This window comes from Streptomyces sp. NPDC127595, assembly GCF_042671685.1.
GTDB lineage: Bacteria > Actinomycetota > Actinomycetes > Streptomycetales > Streptomycetaceae > Streptomyces.
Genome location: NZ_JBHXWK010000002.1, coordinates 31,153 through 51,149, shown reverse-complemented (window position 1 = coordinate 51,149; position 19,997 = coordinate 31,153). Strand labels below are relative to the sequence as shown.

Here is a 19,997-nt window from a genome sequence, read left to right as displayed (position 1 = left end):
TCGCGACTCACGCCGGGAGTTGAGGCCAGGTCTCGATGCGGCCGACGCGCCGGCGGCGCGTCTTCTTCGGACTGCACACCGACCCCGCCGCCATGGCACCCGGGCCGCAGCCGGTAACGGTGCCCGCGGAGGCTGCCCAGGACCAGGCGGGGTCCATCTGAGCAGGCCGGCCGTTCCCAGGATCTCGATCGCGTCAAGAGGACGCTCACCCTGAACGGTGCCCGCGGCCGGGCCGTACTCCTGTGCGGATCGACATTTCGTACCGTAAAGGGGAAACCAGCATGACCAGCGAATCGCTTCAGCCCGTTTCGGCGCCGTCCCGCCGCACAGTCGTGGCAGCGGTGGGAGCCGCGGGAATCGCCGTCGCGCTGACCGCGTGCGGGTCGGAGAACGAGTCCTCCGGCTCCGCCGCCGGTACCGTTCTCGCGAAGACCTCGGACATTCCCGAGGGCGGCGGCAAGGTCTTCGAGGCGCAGGGCGTGGTGGTGACCCAGCCGGCCGCGGGCACGTACAAGGCGTTCTCGTCGAAGTGCACCCACCAGGGCTGTGCCGTGAAGGGCATCGCGAACAACGTGATCACCTGTCCGTGCCACAACAGCGAGTTCTCCGCCGCGGACGGCAGTGTCAAGAAGGGCCCGGCGACCCAGCCCCTGGCCGCCGCGAACATCACGGTGGACGGGGACTCGATCACCCTGGCGTGAACCGGTTCCGTGTGTACGAGGCGGAATTCACGTCCGCGGGACGCGACGCGGACGCTTGAAGCAGGCCAGTACGTCGTCGGTCGACGTAATCGTGGCCACCAGGGAGAGCGTGTTGCGGATCATCACGGGGGTGTAGTCGGAGGGCACACCCGCGATGGCGTCGGCGGGCACCACGGCCGTGTAGCCACGGTTCACGGCGTCGAACACGGTGTTGGGAATGGCGACGTTGGCCGAGACGCCCGTCACGACCAGGGTGCGGCAGCCCAGGTTGCGCAGCAGCGCGTCGACATCGGTACCCGTGATCGGCGACAGCCCGTGCAGACGCCGTACGACGAAGTCCTCCTCGGCGACCTCGATGGGCGGCACGATCCGCACCGCCGTGGTCCCCGTCAACTGCTGTACGGGGAGCCGCTCGGCCGCGCGGAACAGCCTGGCGTTGCGATTGGCGCCCCGGCCGTCCGGGCGGCGCTCGGCGATCGCGTGGATGACCTGTACCCCGCTCTCGTGCGCGGCGGCGACCAGCTTCGCGACGTTCACCAGCGCCCCCGACGACCGCGCCTCCTTGGCGAGTTCGGGCAGCGCGCTGTCCTGCCCCACGACACCCTGCTGGCACTCGACGGTGAGCAGCACGGTGGTGACGGGGTCTAGGAGTTCACTGAGCTGTTCGTACGACGGCATGGCTCCCCCTGGTCGCGGGCGGTCGGAGCGGCGAGACTGTCGGAGCGGGCAACACTGTCGGGCGGGAACTGTCAGAGCGGGCGAGACTAACGACCATTGCGCCAGGACGGAAGAGAGCCCATGCTTTCCTGACGCACCGTCAGATACCTTGGGTGCCAGATCCCGCCATGTACACCGGGTACGTCACAGAAGAGGGGACCGTATGGCCGTCACTCAGCGCCGGGGCCGGAGGATCATGATGACGCCCGGCGAGCTGGACAAGTTCCTGAGCAGCGAGCGCACTTGCCGGGTCGCGACCGTCTCCGCGGACGGCGCCCCGCACGCGAGCACTCTGTGGTTCGTCTGGGACGGCACCTCGCTCTGGCTGTACTCGATCACCCGCAGCAAACGCTGGGCCGACCTGCGCCGCGATCCGCGCGTCGCCGTGGTCGTCGACGCCGGGGAGGAGTACGACGAGCTGCGGGGCGCCGAGCTGTCCGGCACCGTCGAGTTCGTCGGCGAGGTGCCTCGCACGGGCGAAGACGTCCCCGAACTCACCGCGGTGGAGCGCCTGTTCGCCCGGAAGAACTTCGGCCTCGACGAGCTGCCGCACGACGGCAGGCACGCGTGGATGCGGCTGACGCCGGACGTGATCGCTTCCTGGGACTTCCGGAAGCTCGCCGCGCTGTAGCCCTCGGTCAGTTGCGCCCCGGCTCAGGCCACCGCCCGCCCCGTCCTCCTGAGCGCCTCCACCGCCGCCCTGATGGACGGCCGCCGGTCGGCGTCCTCGCGCCACACCGCGTGCACATACCGGTGGACTCGATGCCGCACGGGCACGGTCCGCACCCCGGCCGGCATCGGGTCGCGGCCGAGGCGGGGTGCGACGCAGACACCCAACCCGGCCGCGACCAAGGCGAGTTGGGTGTGATGCTCACCTGCGAGATGGGCGATCCGGGGCTCTATCCCCTTGGCGCGCAGCGTGTACACCAGCCACTCATGACAGAACTCACCCTCGGGCCAGGAGATCCACTCGTCGTCCGCGAAGTCCTCCAGGTCGACCGTGTCCCGGCCGGCGAGCGGGTGCCCCTCGGGCATCGCGACGTCCGCGGGATCGTCGAGGAGGGTGGCCTTGACCAGCCCTTCGGGCACGGGCAGCGGCTTGTTGTACCAGTCGAGCACGACGGCCAGGTCGAGATCGCCGCGGACCAGACCCGCGACTCCATGCTCGGGCTCCAGCTCCCGCGAACGCACCCGCAGCCCGGGATGCTCGGCCCGCAGCGCACCGAGCACGGCGGGGAACAGCCCGCGCGCGGCCGTCGGAAACGCGGCCAGCCGCAGCTCCCCGACCACTTGCCCGCGCTGCGCCTCGAGGTCGGACTGGGCGAGTTCGACCTGCGACAGGATCCGCGCGGCATGATCGGCGAGCAGCCGACCGGCGTCGGTGAGACGCACCCCGCGCCCGTTCTTGGCGAGGAGCTGCTGCCCCACCTCACGCTCCAGCTTGGACATCTGCTGGGAGACGGCGGACGTGGTGACATGCAGCCCGTCGGCCGCGCCGCTCACCGAGCCGTGCCGGGCGAGGGCGTCGAGAGTGCGCAGGCGCTCCAGGTTCAACATGTAAGCAATGCTACGAGATATCTGACTCTAAATCTCGCTTGTGCTACGAGATCGTTCTGCCTCATCTTTGGATCCATGAGCGCCGTCGTCACGCCCGCACCGTCCCCCCGACCGACGAGAGTCCCCGCCGCCGCGCCGCCCTCGACTGGCGGATCCGTTTCGGCGTCCTCTCCCTGATCTGGGGCTTCAGTTTCCTGCTCATCAAGGTCGGCACGGAGGGGTACGCGCCGTTCCAAGTCACGCTCGGACGGCTGGTGTTCGGGACCGCGGTCCTCGCGACCGCGATGGCGGTGAAGCGGGAGCGGCTGCCGCGCGGGGCACGGACCTGGGGGCACCTCGCGGTCGCGGCCCTCCTGCTCAACGCGCTGCCGTTCTCGCTCTTCGCCTACTCCGAGCTGACGATCCCCTCCACCCTCGCGGGCATCTGCAACGCGACCTCGCCACTCTGGGGCATGGCCCTGTCCATGGTCGCCCTCTCCGAGGACCGGCCGACCAGGCGCAGGGTCGCCGGTCTCGGCATCGGCTTCATAGGCGTACTGACAGTCCTCGGTGCCTGGCAGGGCTTCCACGGCCTGGACGCCACGGGCACGGCGATGGCCCTGACGGCCTCGCTGTGCTACCCGATCGGCTGGATCTACATTCGCCGCACACTGGCCGGCACCGGCCACTCGCATCTGTCGATGACCGGCGCTCAGTTGCTCCTTGCCACCGTCCAACTGGCCCTCGTCACCCCGCTGTTCACCACCCTGCCGAGCCGCTTCCCGCTCGTCCCGCTGCTCGCGATCGCCGCCCTGGGCACCCTCGGCACGGGTCTCGCCGTCCTCATCCAGTACGGCCTGGTCGCGGAAGTCGGCCCGACGACGGCCCAGATGGTCACGTACTTCATCCCGGTCGTAGCCGCGGCGGCCGGCGTCGCGATCCTCGGCGAGTCGCTGGCCTGGTCGACACCGGTCGGTGCGGTCATCGTGCTGGCGGGGGCGGCGCTCACCCAGTCCAAGGCACGCCGATGACTCACGCGTAATGGCGGGCTGACGCGGGTGCGACGGCGGAGGCCACCGCGTCCGCCAACGGCTCGATGTCGCCCGGCGTGAGAGTGGAGACAGTGATCCGCAGACCGGGCGGCGCGCTCACCCTGAATCGCGCCCCGGGCGCCACGGCCCAGCCGGCGTGCAGCAGCCGGGCGACCGCCCCGGTCTCGTCCGGCACGGGAACCCACACGTTCATCCCGCTGCGCCCCCGCGCCGCGACACCCCGCTCGTCGAGGGCACCGATCAGCGCGTCGCGTCGCCGTTCGTACGACGCCGCCACGGCCGGTACGTCCACCGCGCCGCTGGTCCACAGCTCCACGACCGCACGCTGCAACAGGTGGCTCACCCAGCCAGGCCCGAGCCGCTGGCGCCCGTGCACGTGGTCCATGGTGACGGGATCTCCGGTCAGCACGGCGAGCCGCAGATCAGGCCCGTACGCCTTGGCGACCGAGCGGACCAGCGCCCAGTGCCGGGTCGTACCGGCCAGTGGATGCAGCGGCAGGTCGACGATCCGGTGCCCGTGGTCGTCCTCGATGAGCAGGGTCGACGGATACTTCTTGAGCACGAAACGCAGGGCACGCGCGCGCGTGCCGGTCACGGCGGCTCCGGTCGGGTTCTGTGCGCGGCCCGTGACGATCAGGGCCCGCGCACCGGCGTCCAGCGCGCGCCGTACGTCGTCCGGGACCGGGCCCTCGTCGTCGACGCCCATGGCGACGACACGCAGCCCGAGCGCCGGCACGAGGTCGAGCAGACTGCCCCAGCCGGGATCCTCGACGGCGACCGCGTCCCCGGGTTTGAGGTGGGTCACCAGCACTCGCTCGATGGCGTCGAGCGATCCGGAGGTGACGACGACAGGGCCCTCGGGCACCGAGTCGGCGTCGAGTTCGGCGCGCGCGAGCCGCGCCAACTCCGGCTCGACAGCCGCCTCCCCGTACATCACGGGCTCCCGGTCCGACCGCTCCGCCGCCACCGCGAACGCCTCGGCGAGGCCGGGCAGCAGCGCGCGATCGGGATTCCCGTCCGCCAGATTCCGTACGCCGTCCGGCACCTCGACCCGGATGTAGTCGCGCCCCGTCGTGGCCGGCTTGGCGCGGATACGGCTGCCCCGGCGGCCCGCGGTCTCGATCACCCCGCGCTCCCGCAGCGTGCGATAGGCGGCCGCGACGGTATTGGGATTCACCCCGAGCTGCGCGGCCAACTCCCGCATGGGCGGCAGCAGTCGCCCCGGTTCCAGCTCCCCCGCCCCCACCGCACGCTCGACGCTCGCCGCAATCTCGGCTGCGCCCCGGCCTTCGATCCGATACTCTCCTAGCACAAACAAGATTATGCACTAGTACAATGGAGAACGCAATGCCGGAGACGAGCACGCAGCCCGGGACGGCGCAGCCCGCCGCCTACACCCCGACCGACCGCACCGTCCCCACCCGTTCCGCGAAGCGCGCCGCGTACGACAAGGAACTGGTCCACTCGATACTCGACGAGGGTTACGTCTGCCACCTCGGCTTCGTCCGCGACGGCGCTCCGGTCGTGCTCCCCACCCTCTACGGACGCGTCGGCGAGCGCCTCTATGTACACGGTTCGACGGGCTCGCGCCCCCTGCGGATGACCGGCCAGGCCGATCCCGGACTGCCGGTCTGCCTGACCGTCACGCATGTGGACGGTCTGGTGCTGGCCCGGTCCGCCTTCCACCACTCGATCAACTACCGCTCGGTGGTGGTGCACGGCATCGCCCACGAGGTGACGGACCCGGACGAGCGGCGGACGGCTCTGGACGCACTCGTCGACCATGTCGTGCCCGGCCGTTCGTCCGACTCGCGCCCCGCCAACGCCAAGGAACTGGCAGCCACCGCCGTGATCAGCCTCGACCTGAACGAGGTCTCCGCGAAGCTCCGCACCGGCGGCCCGAACGACGAGCCCGAGGACCTCTCGCTCCCCCACTGGACCGGGGTTCTCCCCCTGACCAGGGGGTACGGCGCCCCGATCCCCTCCGTGGACCTCGCCGCCGGCATCGAGGTTCCGGACTACCTGGCGGCGCTGTGATGCCGATAAACGGACTCAGCGGCGCCGACGAGGGCAGGGCCGCCCCCGTCGTCGCTCCCCCGCAGTCACGTCAGATCAGCACCTTCTCCCCCCGCTCCCCTTCCGGCTGACGCCGTCCGGCCGCCGCGCTCCGCGCTTCCGCCACCGCGAGCCCGGCGACCGATCCCAGCATCAGCAAGGTGCCCGCGAGCGTCGCCGTGGTGAGTCGCTCACCGAGCAGTGCGACGGCCAGCACGGCGGCGCTCACCGGCTCCAGGAGCATCACCACGGAGACGGTCGCCGACCGCACGACAGCGGCCCCGGCGAAGTACAGGCCGTATGCCAGGGCCGTGGGGACGGCGGCGATGTACGCCAACAGGGCCAGTACGTGCGCCGGTTGGGCGGCATGCGGGACCATCCCCTCGGCCAGGCCGAAGGGGAGCAGGCAGACGGTGGTCACGGCGAAGGCCCAGACGGTCGTAGCGGACGCGTCCGCGCCGCCGTCGCGCCCCCACCAGCGCGTGAGCAGGGTCATCACGGAGTACCCGGCCGCGGACACGACCGCGAGCACGACCCCGTAGGGCCGCACCGTCGCCTCCCCGCTGCCGAGCACCAGCACCGCGAGCCCGCACAGCGCGCCGACGACAGCGGCCATCCCGCCCCTGCCGAGCCGCTCACCCATGGTCACGCGTGCCCCGAGAGCGATGAGTACGGGGCCTGCGCCCAGCGTGACAACGGTCGCCACGGCAAGGCCGGTCGCTTCGACGGCGGCGAAGTAGGCGGTCTGGAAGACGGCCAGCCCGAAGCCCGTGACGCCGATCCGCAGAATCTTGCGGTTGAGCGGCTCACGCACGGCGGGCCTGACCCGGCGCCGCGGCAGGCGCACGGCGAGCAGCAGCACGAGTCCGCCCGCGCAGCGCCAGAAGGAAAGGGCGATCGGCCCCATGTCACTGGCCCGGTAGACCAGCGACGCGGCGGCGCCCGCGGTGCCCCAGGCGGCACCGGCGACGATCAGATAGAGGAGGCCTCGCCCGACGGGCAGGCCGGAAACGGCATTCGACACGTGTTCTCTCCGCAGATACGCAGAAGTTCAGGAAGGACCACGTCTCCGTCCGTGCACGGAGGCACAGGCAACGGGAGGGTCCTCGGACCTCGTCTGCGGGCAGCACCGTTGTGCCCGGCGGCTCAGCCGGGCAATGTACTCCGGAGGGCCCGCCTCAGGCGGCCGGAGGCGGAAGAACGAGTGCGTCCGAATGCATGATCGACACCCTAGACGGCGCTCCCACGGGCCGACAACTCCCTTTCGGAGCTTTCCGGACCGTCACCCGCGCCTGCGGCGACCGCGCCCTCGGAAGCCTTGGCCGGCGCCGACGACTGCGCGATGAACGCGCCGACCAGCACCACCGCACCGCCGACGATCTGCGGCGCCGAGAGGTGCTCGCCGAGCAGCACCCAGGCGAGGACGGTGGCGATGACCGCTTCGAGGCAGGCCACGACGCCCGCGACCTGCGGCGAGAGCCTGCGCACGGAGAGCACTCCGGTGACGTAGGCGACGACCGTCGCGATCAGCACGATCCAGCCGAGGAGCAGGGAGGCGGCGACGGCGGTCCCGTCCATCTCCGCGGTGCCCCCGAGCACGGACCAGTCCATGTTCCAGGGGCGGGAGACCACGGTCAGCACGAAGGCGCCGACGAGCAGGCCGTACGCGATGACCCCGAGCGGGGCAGGAGCCTTGTCCCCCGCGTCGCTGCCCTGGTCGGAGAGCACGAAGTAGCCGACCTGGCAGCAGGCGGCACCGAGCGCCAGCAGCAGTCCTACGACGTCGAAGCTCAGCCCCGACCACACCTCGACCACGCAGGCCAGCCCGCCGACCGCGAGGACGACTCCGAGGGCCGCGGCGCGCGTCACGGGCCGGCGCTGCACGAACCGCACCCAGCCGAGCACGAGCGCGGGCGCGAGGTACTCGACGAGCAGCGCGACCCCGACGGGGATCCGGGAGATCGCGGCGAAGTAGCAGGCCTGCACACCGGCCACGGCGAGCAGTCCGAAGCCGGCGAGCAGTGCGGGGTGGCTGCGCAGCAGGCTCCGGTGACGTACGGCCAGCGGCAGCATCACCAGCGCGGCGCCCGCGACCCTCAGCCACACCACGTGGAGCGGATCGAGACCCGCCTCGATCAACGGCTTGGCGGCGACACCCGATCCGCCGAAGGCAACCGCCGATGCCAGCGCGAGGCCGAGGCCGATACCCCGCCCACGGTTGCCCTGACTGCCCTGAGACGTATGCACTGGCACATGATGACAGGAGGCGACATGAGCGTCACCCCCGATGACACCTGTCTCAGCGTCTGGACGCCGGCCTCAGCGACTGCGAGTGAACTCAGGACCCCACGTCGCCGCCGCCGACGTACTCCTCGAACCCGGCCTGGATCCGCCCCAGCAGCACCCCGGCGTCCACGCCCGCGCGCCCGAGCACCTCGACGGCCCGCGACTGGGGATCGACGACGACCGCCGCCAGCAGATCGACGCCGCGGGCCCGCTCGTCGCCACGCAGTACGGCCCGCTCGCACGCCTCCTCCATGGCACCGGCCGCCGCCGGGGACCAGCCCGCCTCGGCCACCATCGGTACGGCACCGGAGTCCTCGACGGTGCTCTGCCAGCGCAGCCCGTAGCCGATGCTGCGCTGCACGAGGTAGCCGAGCAGCCGGGCGACCTGCGGTCCGCTGTCGAAGACCGCGCGCACCTCAGGGTCGGATTCCAGCAGTGAGTGCAGCAGATGGGCCGTGTCGATCTGCTTGTCCCCGTCCCTCAGCGCTCTCCTGCGCGCACCGGAGATCATCGAAGCCAGCTCGGCGCTGAGCCTGGCATCGAGTTCGGTGCGGTGCGGGCCGCTCTCGGCGGCGGGCTGTTGAGGGATACGGGATGGCACAACCCCTACCTCATCAGTCCCTGCGCGCCGGGTCATCCCCGGCGGGCAGCATTCTCACGTCCGACACAAGGTGGGCATGCCTGCGCGGGTTCTCCTCCTTACGGATGACATCGCGCCGTTTCATCCCAGGGGCGCGTGCCCTCTCGCTTCGCGCCCCATGCGCAACCGGGACGCTCCGGCGCTCGTCCCTCAGGGACATGGAGAGCAGGTGTTGGCTGGTGGCCCTGCCTGCGGTCGACGGCAGGCAGTACGTGTACCGGGTGTACGCCCCTGGGGACGCGCTGCTCGCCGACCTGTTCTGGGAGGCCTGGCACTGTCACGACGAAGGGCCCTTCCCCCGCGCGTGGGACCTGTTCGACGCGGCGGTGATACAGCGGGTGGGCTGATTCTCCGCCTCGGCCCGTTCCAGCGGCGAGCCCGCACTCCGCCCATTCCTGACGGTTCATCAGTATTGAATGTTGAGGAGCCTGCGGCTACCTTCCGCGACACCGTAGCTGCGCCGGACGCAGCACCCGACACAAAGGGGTGGCCGGATGGCCGAAGTCAGCGCGGAAGCACGCATCGAGGCGCCTGCCGAGAAGGTCTGGGCGCAACTCACGGACTTCTCCTCGTACGGCGAGTGGAACTCGACCCACACCAACTTCCCGAAGGGCGGCCCCGCCTCACTCCAGACCGGCGCCACGTTCGAGGAGAACATGAAGCTCATGGGCTTCCCGGCCGAGGTCAACTGGACCATCGACGAGCTGGAACCCGCCCGCACGCTGGCCATCAGCGGGAAGGGCCCGATGTCGGTGAACGTCACCACCCGCTACACCCTGACCCCCGACGGCGAGGCCACGACGGTACGCATCGACGGGGAGTTCACCGGCGCGGCCGTCTCCCTGATGGCGGGCAAGCTCAAGGACTCGGCGACGGCCGCGCTCGACGAGTCGCTGCGCAAGCTCGCCGGGCTGGTGACCTGAGCACACCCGGCCACACAGGGCCGCACACGGAGATGCGCCCCGCGGAAAGGCTTCCGCGGGGCGCATCGAGGTACGAGGTACGACAGCACGCTGCCGTAAGGCCTCGCCAGCTCTCGTCAGTCCTCGTCAGCGAGGATCAGGTACAGCTTCTTGCGGGTTTCGTTGATGACCGCCAGCGCCTTGTCGCGCTGGTCCTTGTTGCCGGTCTTCCAGACCTGCCCGAAGGCTTCCATGAGGCCGAACCCGGCCTGCCGGATCTCGTGCAGCGTCTCCCAGTCGACCCCGCGCCCGGCCTCTTCCCAAGGCGCGTCGGGGCCCTCGTCGGCCGCGGTGCGGCCGGCCTCGGTGAGCGAGAACAGCTTCTTGCCGCCCTCGGCCGCACTGGTGATCAGGCCCTCGTCCTCCAGCAGCTGAAGGGTCGGGTACACCGAACCCGGGCTGGGCTTCCACGCCCCGCCGCTGCGCTCGGCGATCTCCTGGATCATCTCGTAACCATGCATGGGCCGGTCCTTGAGCAGAGCCAGGATCGACGCGCGCACGTCGCCGCGCCGCGCCCTCCCCCTCATTCCGCCCCGGCCGCCACGTCCACCCCAGGGACCAGGGCCGAAGCCCGGTCCGCCAAAGCCGGGGCCACCGGGACCACCCGGTCCGAAGGGCCCGAAAGCCCTGCGCCGCCCCTCGAAGCCGCCCCGACCCCGATGGCCGGACCCGCCTTCTCCCTGTCCACGCTCGTATCCGAATTCCTGTCCATGGGAACGCATCGCAATCACTCCATTCCATCGTTGATCGGTCGCGATGCGTCAACGATATATCGGAACGACGATCCTGGCAATCCTCCATGGCATCAAATTCACCCACTCCGCCGGGCTCGGTCATCCGCGCGCGTTCGCGGCCACCCCTAGGTGCACCCCCGGCCTCGGACCAGGGGTGGGAGAGCCCAGGGATCCGGGAATCCCCCTCGTTCCCCGGGTGGATCCGTCGCGTCGGCGTGGACGGGCAGCATCGTCCTCGCCACCACGACGCGGACCACGGGGACAGCGAGGGCGGGAGAAGAAGGATGAGGGGCTCACGATTCGGGGCGTTGGCGTTCCTGACGTTGTGCGTGCTGGTTCCCACGGCGGGCAGTGCGGTCGCCGCGCCCGCCGTCGTACCCGACGGAACCGCGTTACAGACGGCGCTGGACCGGGTGACGGCGACCGGTGCGGTTGGTGCGGTCGCCGAGGTACGGCAGGGCATTGCCGTATGGCGCGGCAGCAGTGGCAAGTCCAGGCTCAACGGGCGGCAGTCGGCGCCCGTGGACGGCCGCTTTCGCGCCGGGAGCGTCACCAAGACGTTCACCGCCACCGTGGTGCTCCAACTGGTGGGCGAGGGGCGGTTGCACCTCTCCGACACCGCCGAGCGGTGGCTCCCGGGGCTCGTCCCCGCCCTCGGAGGCGACCGGATCACGGTCCGGGAACTGCTCGACCACTCCAGCGGTCTGCCCGAATACACCGAGGGACTGCTCGACGGCGACGCCCCCTACGACCGTTTCCGCACCTGGACATCCGCCGAGCTGGTCCGCCGGGCCGTCAAGGACGGCGACCGGATCCGCCCGCTGCTGTTCCCGCCGGGCACCGATCACCAGTACTCCAACACGAACTACATCGTGCTCGGGATGATCGTCGAAAGGGTCACCGGCCGCTCGTACCGCACCGAAATCGACCAGCGCGTCATCCGGCCCCTCGGACTCCGGGACACCCGTCTTCCGGGCTCCTCGACCTTCATCACCGGGCCTCACTCCCACGGCTACGAACCGGTGGAGAAAGGGGACAGGAGCGTTGTCCCGGTCGACTACACCACCGTCAACATGTCCATCGCCGGCCCCGCCGGCGAGATCATCTCCACCACCGCCGACCTCGACCACTTCTTCCGCGCCCTCCTCAGCGGCGGCCTCCTGCGCCCGGCCGAGCTGCACGAGATGACCACCGACACCAGCGGCGCCGGCAGGGGCCTCGGCCTGGAGACGGCCACGCTCCCCTGCGGCACGATCGCGGGCCACGGCGGCGGCGCCCCCGGCTACCGCACCGTCTCCTTCCACTCGCTCGACGGCGCCCGCCAAGTCACCGTGAACTGGACCGACTGGGGCCCCGACACCGACGCAAGCCCCGCGGCCCTCGCCCTGATGACCGCCGCACTCTGCCCCTCGTAACCACCAACACCTCTAGAGTCGCCCGCGTGACTGAGCCCACCTACCTTGCCGCGGTCAGGGAGTCGTACGACACCGTCGCCGCCGACTACGCACAACTGGTCCAGAAACCAACGGAGTTGGATCCGTTGTCGCGCGCGATGCTGGCCGCGTTCGCCGAAGTCGTGCGGGCCGCCGACCGTGGGCCGGTCGCAGACCTGGGATGCGGCCCCGGCAAAGTCACGGCGCATCTGGCAGACCTGGGGATACGCCCCTTCGGTATCGACCTGTCCCCGAAGATGATCGAACTCGCCCGGCAGGCCTACCCGAGCCTGGACTTCGCCGTGGGGTCGATGACCGCACTGGCGATCAAGGACAACGAACTCGGCGGCATCCTGGCCTACTACTCCACCCACCACACGCCGCCGGAGCAGTTGCCCGTCGTGTTCGCCGAGTTCCATCGCACGCTCGCGCCCGGCGGCCATCTGATGTTGGCCGGCCACGTGGGAGACGACGTACATCTGCGTCCCACGCATGCGTACGGCGGCCATCCGGTGTCCTACGAGTCCCACCTGCAGCCGCCGGATCGGATCGTCACGCTGTTGGGCCGGGCCGGACTGGTCGTCACCTCTCAACTACTGCAGGAGCCTGGCGAAGGAGCGCGGAGGACCATCGCCACCTTTCTGGCACGAAAGCCCGAACCGCCCTTGTCGTCATAGCCAACCGTCCTCCCGACGAACCGAGTCCACGCGTCTCACCCAACAGAAGGATGCAGATCGCTCCCGAGCCCGCACGCGGGCGGCGGTGCCGGAGCACTGCCGTCCCGCCCTGGCCGAGGTGAAGTCCGTTCCTTGTGCGGCTACTTACCGGTGCACAGCCGCGGTCAATGTCCGCAGGCCGCGTGCGAGTGGCTCGGCCGGCATACGGCTCCGGTGGCGCGCAGGGTCTTCGCCGCGGCGATCGATGCGTGCGTCGTCCGTGTGGCCGCCGTCGTCGAACCGGCGTCGTGGACGATCTCGCCACCGATCATGGTGAACTCGGCCTGGGTGCCGTGGATTTCGCTCGCCTTGATCTTGAGCAGGTCGCGGTCCGTGCGGACGAGGTCGGCCTGCTTGCCGACTTCGAGAGTGCCGGTGCGGTGCTCCTGGTGCAGTTGGTAGGCGCTGCCCAGGGTGTGCATGCGCAGCGAACTGAGCCTGGACAGGCCCTCCTCCGGGTGGAAGGCCGGGGTGCCGTCCGGACCGGTGCGGGTGATGGCCTAGTCGACCGGGCGCCAGGGGTTGAAGTCGTCGACCGGCCAGTCCGTGCCTCCGGTCAGACGGACCCCGGCCCGCTCCATCGCGCGCGCGGGGTAGATGCGGGCCTGCCGCCCCGCGCCGATGTACGGCAGCAGCGAGTCGGTGGTGTACGAGTCGTACTCCGTCCACTGGAGTTGGAGGCAGGCCAGGACGCGGGCGCGGGCCATTCGGCGGATGTCGGACGCGGCGACGAGCTCGATGTGCGCGAGGGTGTGCCGGTTGTCGCGGTGCCGTCCGCCGTGACGGAAGGCCGTCTCGTACGCGGTGAGCGCGGTGCGTACGGCGCGGTCGCCGATGGCGTGGGCGTGTATCTGCCAGCCGGCCGGGTCCAGTACGAGGGCGAGGTTGGTGACGGTGTCCTGGTCGAAGTAGAGGTTGCCGCGGTCGGTGCCGGGTTCCCAGTGCGGGTGGGCGTCGGTTCCGGTGTTGACCAGATAGGGGTCGAGCATCGCGGCGGTGTGCGCCGGGTATTCCATGACGCCGTCCATGAACACCTTGGCGGTGCCCGTGGTGACCAGGTCGGAGCCGGCCAGATTCTTCTTGAAGGCCCGGAGCGTGGCGAGGGCGGCTCGGGGGTCCTTGGCCTGTTCGGCGGAGAGGCGGTAGGCCAGGCGCGTGCGCAGCTTCAGCTTGTTCGCCGCAGCGAGGGCCGAGTACAGCGCGACGGAGTCGTCTCCGGTCGCGGCGTCCATGGCCGAGGTCACCCCGGCGGCGGCCAGCATCGCGAACGCCTCGCCCAACGCCGCCACTTGCTGGGACGGGGTGGAATCCGGGATGACATCTCCGACCAGGCTTCCGGCGGTGTCCTTCAACAGGCCGGTGGGCTCACCGGAGGCATCGCGCACGATGGTCCCGCCGTCCGGGTCCGGGGTGCTCCTGGTGATCCCCGCCACGGCCAGGGCACGGGAGTTGACCCAGGCGTTGTGGCCGTCCGAGGAGCGGACGTAGATGGGCCGTTGGGTGGCGAGCGAGTCCAGGTCGGCCTTGGTCACGACGGTCCCGGCCGGCAGGACGCCGCTGGAGTTCCACATGCCGATCTGAAGCCAGCCGTCGGGCTCCTGGTCGGCGGACGCCGTGAGGGCGGAGGTGATGACGGACCTGATCTGCGCGATCGTCAGCTGGGCGTCGCCGAGCGAGACGGTGTGCAGGGAAAGGCTCGCGGAGACGGGATGGACGTGCCCATCGTGCAGGCCCGGCATGACGAAGCCGCCCTTGAGGTCGACCGACTCGGTGTCACTGCCGACGAACCGGCGGATCTCGCCGTTGGAGCCGACGGCCAGGATGGTCCCGTCACGGCCGACGGCCAGTGCCTGCGCGGGACGACAATCGGGTCTCCCGGTGAAAATCACCCCGCTGTGAAGTACCGTCGCCGCCGAGCGACGCCGCGTGGAAGTGGGGGCCGGCGTGGCGGCGGAAGCAGGCGTGGCAGCCGTGAGGGGAAAGGCGGCGGCTGCCGCCGCAGCGCCCGCGCCGACGAGGAATGTTCTGCGATCGGTCCGTTGGGTCATGACCGTCCTTTCACCAGGATGTCGCCCGGAGTTGTTGGCTCAAACGGTCATTGGTTACGTGGTTAACCACAAGTACGACTTGGAAACGGAATTAGTCGTGGACTGCCGCTGTAACAATGGGATCCGTATTCTTGGATGATGAATGCGGTGAGAATCGTGGACATAGCGCGGACGGCCGAGGTGTCGACGGCGACCGTGTCGCACGCCCTCAAGGGCACGGGCCGTATGACCGAGACGACCCGCAGCCGCGTACTGGAGATCGCCTCGCTGCTCGGCTACCCGACCCGGGAGGCGCACGTCCGCACCGGGACTCTCGGCCTCGCGGTGCCCACGCACCGGGACTTGGCGTGGAACTTCGTCAACGTGGCCTACTACGCGCAGGCCGTCACCGCCGCCACGTCCGTCGCCCACCGCCACGGCTACGCGCTCAGCGTGCTGCCGTCCACGCCGGGCAGCGGGCAAGCCCTCGACCTCGACGGCGTGGTCCTGATCGACGCGCCGGCCAAGGACTCCCTCACGGACGCCCTGCGTCGGGCCGGGACACCGCTGGTCTTCGTCGGCCGACCGGTGGACGGCCGCCCTGGCGACCGCTGGGTGGGCAGTGATCACACCCTGGCCGTACGCTCCGTCCTCGATCACCTCGCGGATCAGGGCGCCCGCCGGATCGCCCTGATCGCGGGCCCGGGCCCCGAGTACTACTCATGGGTCTGTCTGGAGGCCTACCAGGACTGGTGTGCCGAGCACGGCCAGGAACCGCTGTCGGCGCCGCTCGTCCCAGGAGTGGGTTCCGACCCCGCCGCACACACACTGCTGGGGCACGCCGACCGTCCGGACGCCGTCTACGGCATCTACAGCATGTCGGGACGCTCACTGCTTGACGCGGCCCGGCACCACGGTCTGCGGGTGCCCGACGACCTCCTTGTCGCGTGCATGAGCGAAGACCCCGTCTATACGGACACGGAACCGCCGGTCACCACGCTGAGCCTCTTCCCCCGGCTGGCCATGGAGGCTGCGGTCACCGCGCTCGTGGATGCCATCGAATCACCGGGGGCCCACGCCCCGGTCATGGTGCCCCACCGCCTGACCGTACGGGACTCGACCCTGCGCCGGCCCCGCCGCGGCTAGCGCGGCGCGGCCTCCCGGCAGGCCCCCTTCACGACGTGTCGTTCAGCGTGTCTCGGTCACACGTCCTGCGGCGGACCCTCGAAAGGCTCGGTGGACTCGTCCGCCCGGACCACGCACAGCGCCCAGATGATGAACGCCGAGAAGGCGATCATCACGATTGACCAGACAGGCGAGTAGGGCAGGGAGAGGAAGTTGGCGATGATGATGAGGCCGGCGATGGCCACCCCGGCGACGCGCGCCCACAGTGTCGCCTGGAAGAGTCCGAAACTGACGATCACGGCGAGGGCGCCCAGAACCAGGTGGATCCAGCCCCAACTCGTGAGGTCGAACTCGAAGACGTAGTTGCGTGTCGCGACGAAGACGTCGTCCTCGGCGATCGCCATCACGCCCCGGCAGATGTCGAGTACGCCCGCGATGACGAGCATGACGGCTGCGAAGACCGTCAGGCCCTCGGCCCATGGCCGTTCGGTCGTCTGCGCATGCGCGGTGTGGGTCGCGGTCATGGTGCTACCTCGTTTCAGGCTCGTGCGGTGATGTCAGTGACCGGAGCCGGAGGCGACGGCACCCGCCCGTGCCGCCGGGCCGTGGTCGCTGAGGACCAGTTCCTTCGCCCTGCGGAACTCCTCGTCCGTGATGTCGCCGCGGGCACGTATCTCGGACAGCTTGGCGAGTTCGTCCGCACTGCTGGGCCGGCCGCCACCGCCTTGGGCGGTCTCCCGGACGTAGCTGTCGAAGGCCTCCTGCTGCGCGCGTACCTGGGCCGCCTCTCTGCGGCCCATGTTCTTGCCGCGGGCGATCACGTAGACGAGGACGCCCAGGAAGGGCAGGACGATGACGAACACCAGCCAGCCGGCCTTGGCCCAGCCGCTCAGGACGTCGTCCCGGAAGATGTCGACGACGATCCGGAAGAGCAGGACGATCCACATGATCCACAGGAAGAACCACAGCATGGACCAGAAGACGCTCAGCAGCGGATAGTCGTACGCGAGGTACATCTGCCCACTCATGTCTTTCCTCCGTCCCGGGCGTTCGCCCGGCAGCCTTTCTCTGCCGCCTCAAGCCTGCCCAGGCAAGGACGGGTCGGCTTCACCCGCGGAGGGTGAGCAGACGGTCGGTCGCATCCCGGGCCGGGAGGGCCGGTCGCATCCCGGGCCCGCACAGTCGGCACGGCGACTCTCCGATCGGCCCGCGGGTCGACCCGTGGACACCCGAGGACACCCGAGGACACCCGAGGACTCAGACCGTCCCGTCGGAGCCGTGCGTTCCCGCGATGCCGGACCGGCGGAGTGCCGCTCGCCATGCGAAGGCGATGGCCACCTCGACCAGGCCGAGCAGGACGAGCCAGAGGCCGAGCAGCCGGGTCAGAGCCCGGGCCGACTCGGCAGGCAGGGCCAGCACCACGATCCCCGCGAGGACGGCGATCACCGCGGCACCCACGACGAAGCCTCGGTGAGGCAGGTCCTTGGCGGCGATGGCGGTGTAAAGGGTGAGGATGCCGGACACCAGCCAGACGATCCCGACGATCAGCGAGAGCGCGGCGACGGTCTGCAGGGGATTCCTCAGGCAGAGCACCCCGGCCAGGACGAACAGCACCGCGAGGAGCAGCTCTGGCAGCCGTTCCTCGTGCTCGTCCCGGGCGAAGGCCGCCACGAACCGGAAGGCCCCGGTCACCAGCAGGTACAGACCGATCAGGACCGCAAGAACGTGCAGGGTCTCGTCCGGCCAGACCAGGACGAGGACGCCCGGAACGAGCGTCGCGATCGCCGAACCCAGGATCCACTCCCACGAGCGCCCGAGTCTGGCCAGCACGTCCGCGGGATCACCCGCCGGTGCGGGAGCCGCCCCGCCGGGCATGTGTTCCGGTTCGGTACGCGGTGCCGGATCACGCGACATGGTCATGGCTCCTCCTCACGCGATCGGGCGAGTCGCTTCCGGACCGCCGACGGGGCGGTGTGCGGAGATCTCACCGGGCCAGCATCTCTCCAGGCGTCGGCCACCGGGTCACCCCCGGCGGGTGATCCGTGCCCGCCGCCGAGCCGATGAGGTGGGAGCCCGAGGACATGTGTGGAGGTTCACGCCCCCATGTACGCGGACGGCCCCTGTACGCGTCCCACCACGCCGACCACGTTCAGCGCCGCCGACCACGTTCTGCACCGCCGCCCGGGTTCGGCGACCTCGCCGCACGGCTACTCGCGGGGGGCGCCGCCGGAGCGACGGGGCCGCACGAGGGAAAGAGAAACCGTTCAGGAGGACTGAGCCATGGCCATTCCGAGCGCGTTCACGGCATCCCTGTCACCGGCCGAGAGAGCGGCGTACGGCAGGAGCGCGCGCAAACGGGCCTCGCGTTCCTGCCACGGCCGGTTCGAGGCCGACGAGAAGCGACCCGACCCCGTCGAGGTGATAGGGCGTCAATCCGAGTCGCGACTGCCGGAGTTGGTGCCGATCCGCCACAGCCGCATGCTCGAGGCCCCGTTCCGCTTCTACCGTGGCGCGGCCGCAATCATGGCCAGGGACCTCGGGCCCCTCCCCGACACAGGCCTGACGGTGCAGCTCTGCGGAGACGCTCATCTGCTCAACTTCCGGCTGCTGGCCTCTCCGGAACGACATCTGGTCTTCGACATCAACGACTTCGACGAGACCCTGGCCGGGCCGTTCGAATGGGACGTCAAACGGCTGGCGGCCAGCTTCGCGATCGCGGGCAGGGCCAATGGGTTCTCCGTCAAGGAGCAGAGCGGCGCTGTGCGGGCATGCGTACGGGCCTACCGGCAGCGGATGCGGGAGTTCGCCGGCATCCGCACCCTGGACATCTGGTACGCGCAGGACGACGCCGACCACATGCGGGAACTGCTGGCCTCGTCGATGGACAAGGAGGCCAGGCGCCGCACGGCCGAGGCGACGTCACGAGCCCGCACCCGCACCCACCTCCAGGCCTTCGCCAAGCTCACCCGGGTCACGGCCGACGGACGGCGTATCGCACCGGATCCACCGCTGGTCACCCCGCTCCGGGAGCTGCTCACGGACTCCTCCGAGGACGCGGAGGAGAAAGAACTCCAGGCCATCGTGGACGGTTACGCGCGAACCCTGTCGTCCGAGCGCCGGCACCTGCTCCGCCACTACCGCCTGGTCGACATGGCCCGGAAGGTGGTGGGCGTCGGCAGCGTCGGAACACGCTGCTGGATCCTGCTCCTCCTCGGCAGGGACGACGGCGACCCCCTGCTGCTGCAGGCCAAGGAGGCGCAGGAATCGGTGCTCGCCGCCCACATGGGCGGCGACCCCTACGACAACCAGGGCCGCCGCGTGGTGGCGGGTCAGCGGTTGATCCAGACGACCAGCGACATCTTCCTGGGCTGGACCCACGTCGTGGGCCTCGACGGACGCGGCCGGGACTTCTACGTGCGCCAACTGCGGGACTGGAAGGGCATCGCGCGGCCGGAGACCATGGACCCCGACCTTCTGAGCCTGTTCGCGCAACTGTGCGGAGCCAGTCTCGCGCGAGCGCACGCCCGCTCCGGCGACCCTGTCGCCATCGGCGCCTACCTGGGCGGTAGCGACCGCTTCGAGCGCGCGCTCATCGAATTCGCCCAGGCCTACGCCGACCAGAACGAGCGGGACTTCGAGGCGCTGGGCGCCGCCGCCCGCTCCGGCCGGATCCGGACGGCGAGCCTCTGAGGCCCGCAGCGCGCACAGCGGACGGCGCTCGCCGTGCCTACGGGCTACTCCGGCATCTGACGCATCTCCAGAACCCGTAGCCCCAGCGACTGGCAGCGGGCCAGCAGCCCATACAGGTGCGCCTCGTCGATGACGTGCCCGAACAGGACGGTCTGGCCGGACATGACCACATGGTCCAGTTCGGGAAAGACCTTGGTCAGCGTCTCCGACATGTGTCCGTCGACACGGATCTCGTAGCGCATGAGCTGCTCTCCCCCGGGAGGCCTGGGACAGGCGGGCTGCGCCCTTACTCTGCGATCGTCCGCCGCAAGCCGCCGGCGGGC

At 70.3% G+C, this 19,997-nt stretch carries 21 protein-coding genes and 1 pseudogene; 10 read left to right on the top strand and 12 right to left on the bottom strand.

Annotation, left to right across the window (positions count from 1 at the left end; all coding sequences use genetic code 11):
* Positions 1-281: 281 nt before the first annotated feature.
* Positions 282-701 (top strand): Rieske (2Fe-2S) protein, encoded by a 420-nt coding sequence (locus tag ACFVKT_RS06620; RefSeq protein ID WP_385728280.1) that lies wholly within the window; start codon positions 282-284, stop codon positions 699-701.
* A 27-nt stretch (positions 702-728) separates the two neighbouring features.
* On the opposite strand, the gene ACFVKT_RS06615 is transcribed toward ACFVKT_RS06620, so the two are convergent.
* Positions 729-1,379 carry a cysteine hydrolase gene (locus tag ACFVKT_RS06615; RefSeq protein WP_385728278.1) on the bottom strand — a complete coding sequence of 217 codons (651 nt, stop codon included), beginning with the start codon at positions 1,377-1,379 and terminating at the stop codon, positions 729-731.
* Positions 1,380-1,581: 202 nt separating this feature from the next.
* Here ACFVKT_RS06615 and ACFVKT_RS06610 point away from each other — a divergent pair, with 202 nt between their 5' ends.
* Positions 1,582-2,049 carry a pyridoxamine 5'-phosphate oxidase family protein gene (locus ACFVKT_RS06610; RefSeq protein ID WP_385728276.1) on the top strand — a complete coding sequence of 156 codons (468 nt, stop codon included), beginning with the start codon at positions 1,582-1,584 and terminating at the stop codon, positions 2,047-2,049.
* A 23-nt stretch (positions 2,050-2,072) separates the two neighbouring features.
* Here the strand turns inward: ACFVKT_RS06610 and ACFVKT_RS06605 are convergent, their stop codons facing one another.
* The gene (locus tag ACFVKT_RS06605) at positions 2,073-2,975 is read right to left on the bottom strand and encodes a LysR family transcriptional regulator (RefSeq protein ID WP_385728274.1); all 903 of its coding nucleotides are present in this window, start codon (positions 2,973-2,975) and stop codon (positions 2,073-2,075) included.
* A 71-nt stretch (positions 2,976-3,046) separates the two neighbouring features.
* Between ACFVKT_RS06605 and ACFVKT_RS06600 the strand changes: the two genes are divergently transcribed.
* Positions 3,047-3,985: a DMT family transporter gene (locus ACFVKT_RS06600; RefSeq protein ID WP_385729878.1), complete on the top strand. Its 939-nt coding sequence runs from the start codon at positions 3,047-3,049 to the stop codon at positions 3,983-3,985.
* A 1-nt stretch (position 3,986) separates the two neighbouring features.
* On the opposite strand, the gene ACFVKT_RS06595 is transcribed toward ACFVKT_RS06600, so the two are convergent.
* Positions 3,987-5,318 carry an aminotransferase class I/II-fold pyridoxal phosphate-dependent enzyme gene (locus ACFVKT_RS06595; RefSeq protein ID WP_385728272.1) on the bottom strand — a complete coding sequence of 444 codons (1,332 nt, stop codon included), beginning with the start codon at positions 5,316-5,318 and terminating at the stop codon, positions 3,987-3,989.
* 23 nt (positions 5,319-5,341) lie between these two features.
* Here ACFVKT_RS06595 and ACFVKT_RS06590 point away from each other — a divergent pair, with 23 nt between their 5' ends.
* Positions 5,342-6,043: a pyridoxamine 5'-phosphate oxidase family protein gene (locus ACFVKT_RS06590; RefSeq protein ID WP_385728270.1), complete on the top strand. Its 702-nt coding sequence runs from the start codon at positions 5,342-5,344 to the stop codon at positions 6,041-6,043.
* Positions 6,044-6,113: 70 nt separating this feature from the next.
* Here the strand turns inward: ACFVKT_RS06590 and ACFVKT_RS06585 are convergent, their stop codons facing one another.
* From ACFVKT_RS06585 to ACFVKT_RS06575, 3 genes are all read right to left on the bottom strand, one after another.
* Complete coding sequence (locus tag ACFVKT_RS06585; protein WP_385728268.1) at positions 6,114-7,085, bottom strand: DMT family transporter; 972 nt, start codon at positions 7,083-7,085, stop codon at positions 6,114-6,116.
* Between the two features lie 206 nt (positions 7,086-7,291).
* On the bottom strand, positions 7,292-8,314 hold the full coding sequence (locus tag ACFVKT_RS06580; protein ID WP_385728266.1) for a DMT family transporter: 1,023 nt from the start codon (positions 8,312-8,314) through the stop codon (positions 7,292-7,294).
* Between the two features lie 85 nt (positions 8,315-8,399).
* Positions 8,400-8,948: a Clp protease N-terminal domain-containing protein gene (locus tag ACFVKT_RS06575; protein WP_385728264.1), complete on the bottom strand. Its 549-nt coding sequence runs from the start codon at positions 8,946-8,948 to the stop codon at positions 8,400-8,402.
* 218 nt (positions 8,949-9,166) lie between these two features.
* On the opposite strand from ACFVKT_RS06575, the gene ACFVKT_RS06570 reads away from it, so the two are divergent.
* Together ACFVKT_RS06570 and ACFVKT_RS06565 are read left to right on the top strand one after the other, a co-directional pair.
* Complete coding sequence (locus ACFVKT_RS06570; RefSeq protein ID WP_385728262.1) at positions 9,167-9,334, top strand: hypothetical protein; 168 nt, start codon at positions 9,167-9,169, stop codon at positions 9,332-9,334.
* A 147-nt stretch (positions 9,335-9,481) separates the two neighbouring features.
* A complete protein-coding gene (locus tag ACFVKT_RS06565; RefSeq protein WP_385728260.1) occupies positions 9,482-9,910 on the top strand; it encodes an SRPBCC family protein in 429 nt (142 codons plus the stop codon).
* A 116-nt stretch (positions 9,911-10,026) separates the two neighbouring features.
* Here ACFVKT_RS06565 and ACFVKT_RS06560 read toward each other — a convergent pair whose 3' ends face one another.
* Complete coding sequence (locus ACFVKT_RS06560; protein WP_385728258.1) at positions 10,027-10,671, bottom strand: PadR family transcriptional regulator; 645 nt, start codon at positions 10,669-10,671, stop codon at positions 10,027-10,029.
* A gap of 296 nt (positions 10,672-10,967) precedes the next feature.
* On the opposite strand from ACFVKT_RS06560, the gene ACFVKT_RS06555 reads away from it, so the two are divergent.
* Positions 10,968-12,098 (top strand): serine hydrolase domain-containing protein, encoded by a 1,131-nt coding sequence (locus ACFVKT_RS06555; protein WP_385728256.1) that lies wholly within the window; start codon positions 10,968-10,970, stop codon positions 12,096-12,098.
* A gap of 26 nt (positions 12,099-12,124) precedes the next feature.
* Positions 12,125-12,793: a class I SAM-dependent methyltransferase gene (locus ACFVKT_RS06550; RefSeq protein WP_385728253.1), complete on the top strand. Its 669-nt coding sequence runs from the start codon at positions 12,125-12,127 to the stop codon at positions 12,791-12,793.
* Positions 12,794-12,957: 164 nt separating this feature from the next.
* Here the strand turns inward: ACFVKT_RS06550 and ACFVKT_RS06545 are convergent.
* Positions 12,958-14,880: pseudogene (locus ACFVKT_RS06545) on the bottom strand (amidohydrolase).
* A 147-nt stretch (positions 14,881-15,027) separates the two neighbouring features.
* Between ACFVKT_RS06545 and ACFVKT_RS06540 the strand changes: the two are divergent.
* A complete protein-coding gene (locus ACFVKT_RS06540; protein ID WP_385728251.1) occupies positions 15,028-16,005 on the top strand; it encodes a LacI family DNA-binding transcriptional regulator in 978 nt (325 codons plus the stop codon).
* 56 nt (positions 16,006-16,061) lie between these two features.
* Here ACFVKT_RS06540 and ACFVKT_RS06535 read toward each other — a convergent pair whose 3' ends face one another.
* The 3 genes from ACFVKT_RS06535 to ACFVKT_RS06525 form a co-directional block, all read right to left on the bottom strand.
* Complete coding sequence (locus ACFVKT_RS06535; RefSeq protein WP_385728249.1) at positions 16,062-16,508, bottom strand: hypothetical protein; 447 nt, start codon at positions 16,506-16,508, stop codon at positions 16,062-16,064.
* Between the two features lie 33 nt (positions 16,509-16,541).
* Positions 16,542-17,012, bottom strand: coding sequence for an SHOCT domain-containing protein (locus ACFVKT_RS06530; RefSeq protein ID WP_385728247.1), 471 nt, complete (start codon positions 17,010-17,012; stop codon positions 16,542-16,544).
* Between the two features lie 229 nt (positions 17,013-17,241).
* The gene (locus ACFVKT_RS06525; protein WP_385728245.1) at positions 17,242-17,904 is read right to left on the bottom strand and encodes an HdeD family acid-resistance protein; all 663 of its coding nucleotides are present in this window, start codon (positions 17,902-17,904) and stop codon (positions 17,242-17,244) included.
* A gap of 360 nt (positions 17,905-18,264) precedes the next feature.
* Between ACFVKT_RS06525 and ACFVKT_RS06520 the strand changes: the two genes are divergently transcribed.
* Complete coding sequence (locus ACFVKT_RS06520; RefSeq protein WP_385728243.1) at positions 18,265-19,674, top strand: DUF2252 domain-containing protein; 1,410 nt, start codon at positions 18,265-18,267, stop codon at positions 19,672-19,674.
* A 44-nt stretch (positions 19,675-19,718) separates the two neighbouring features.
* Here the strand turns inward: ACFVKT_RS06520 and ACFVKT_RS06515 are convergent, their stop codons facing one another.
* The gene (locus tag ACFVKT_RS06515; protein ID WP_385728241.1) at positions 19,719-19,916 is read right to left on the bottom strand and encodes a hypothetical protein; all 198 of its coding nucleotides are present in this window, start codon (positions 19,914-19,916) and stop codon (positions 19,719-19,721) included.
* Positions 19,917-19,997 lie beyond the last annotated feature (81 nt).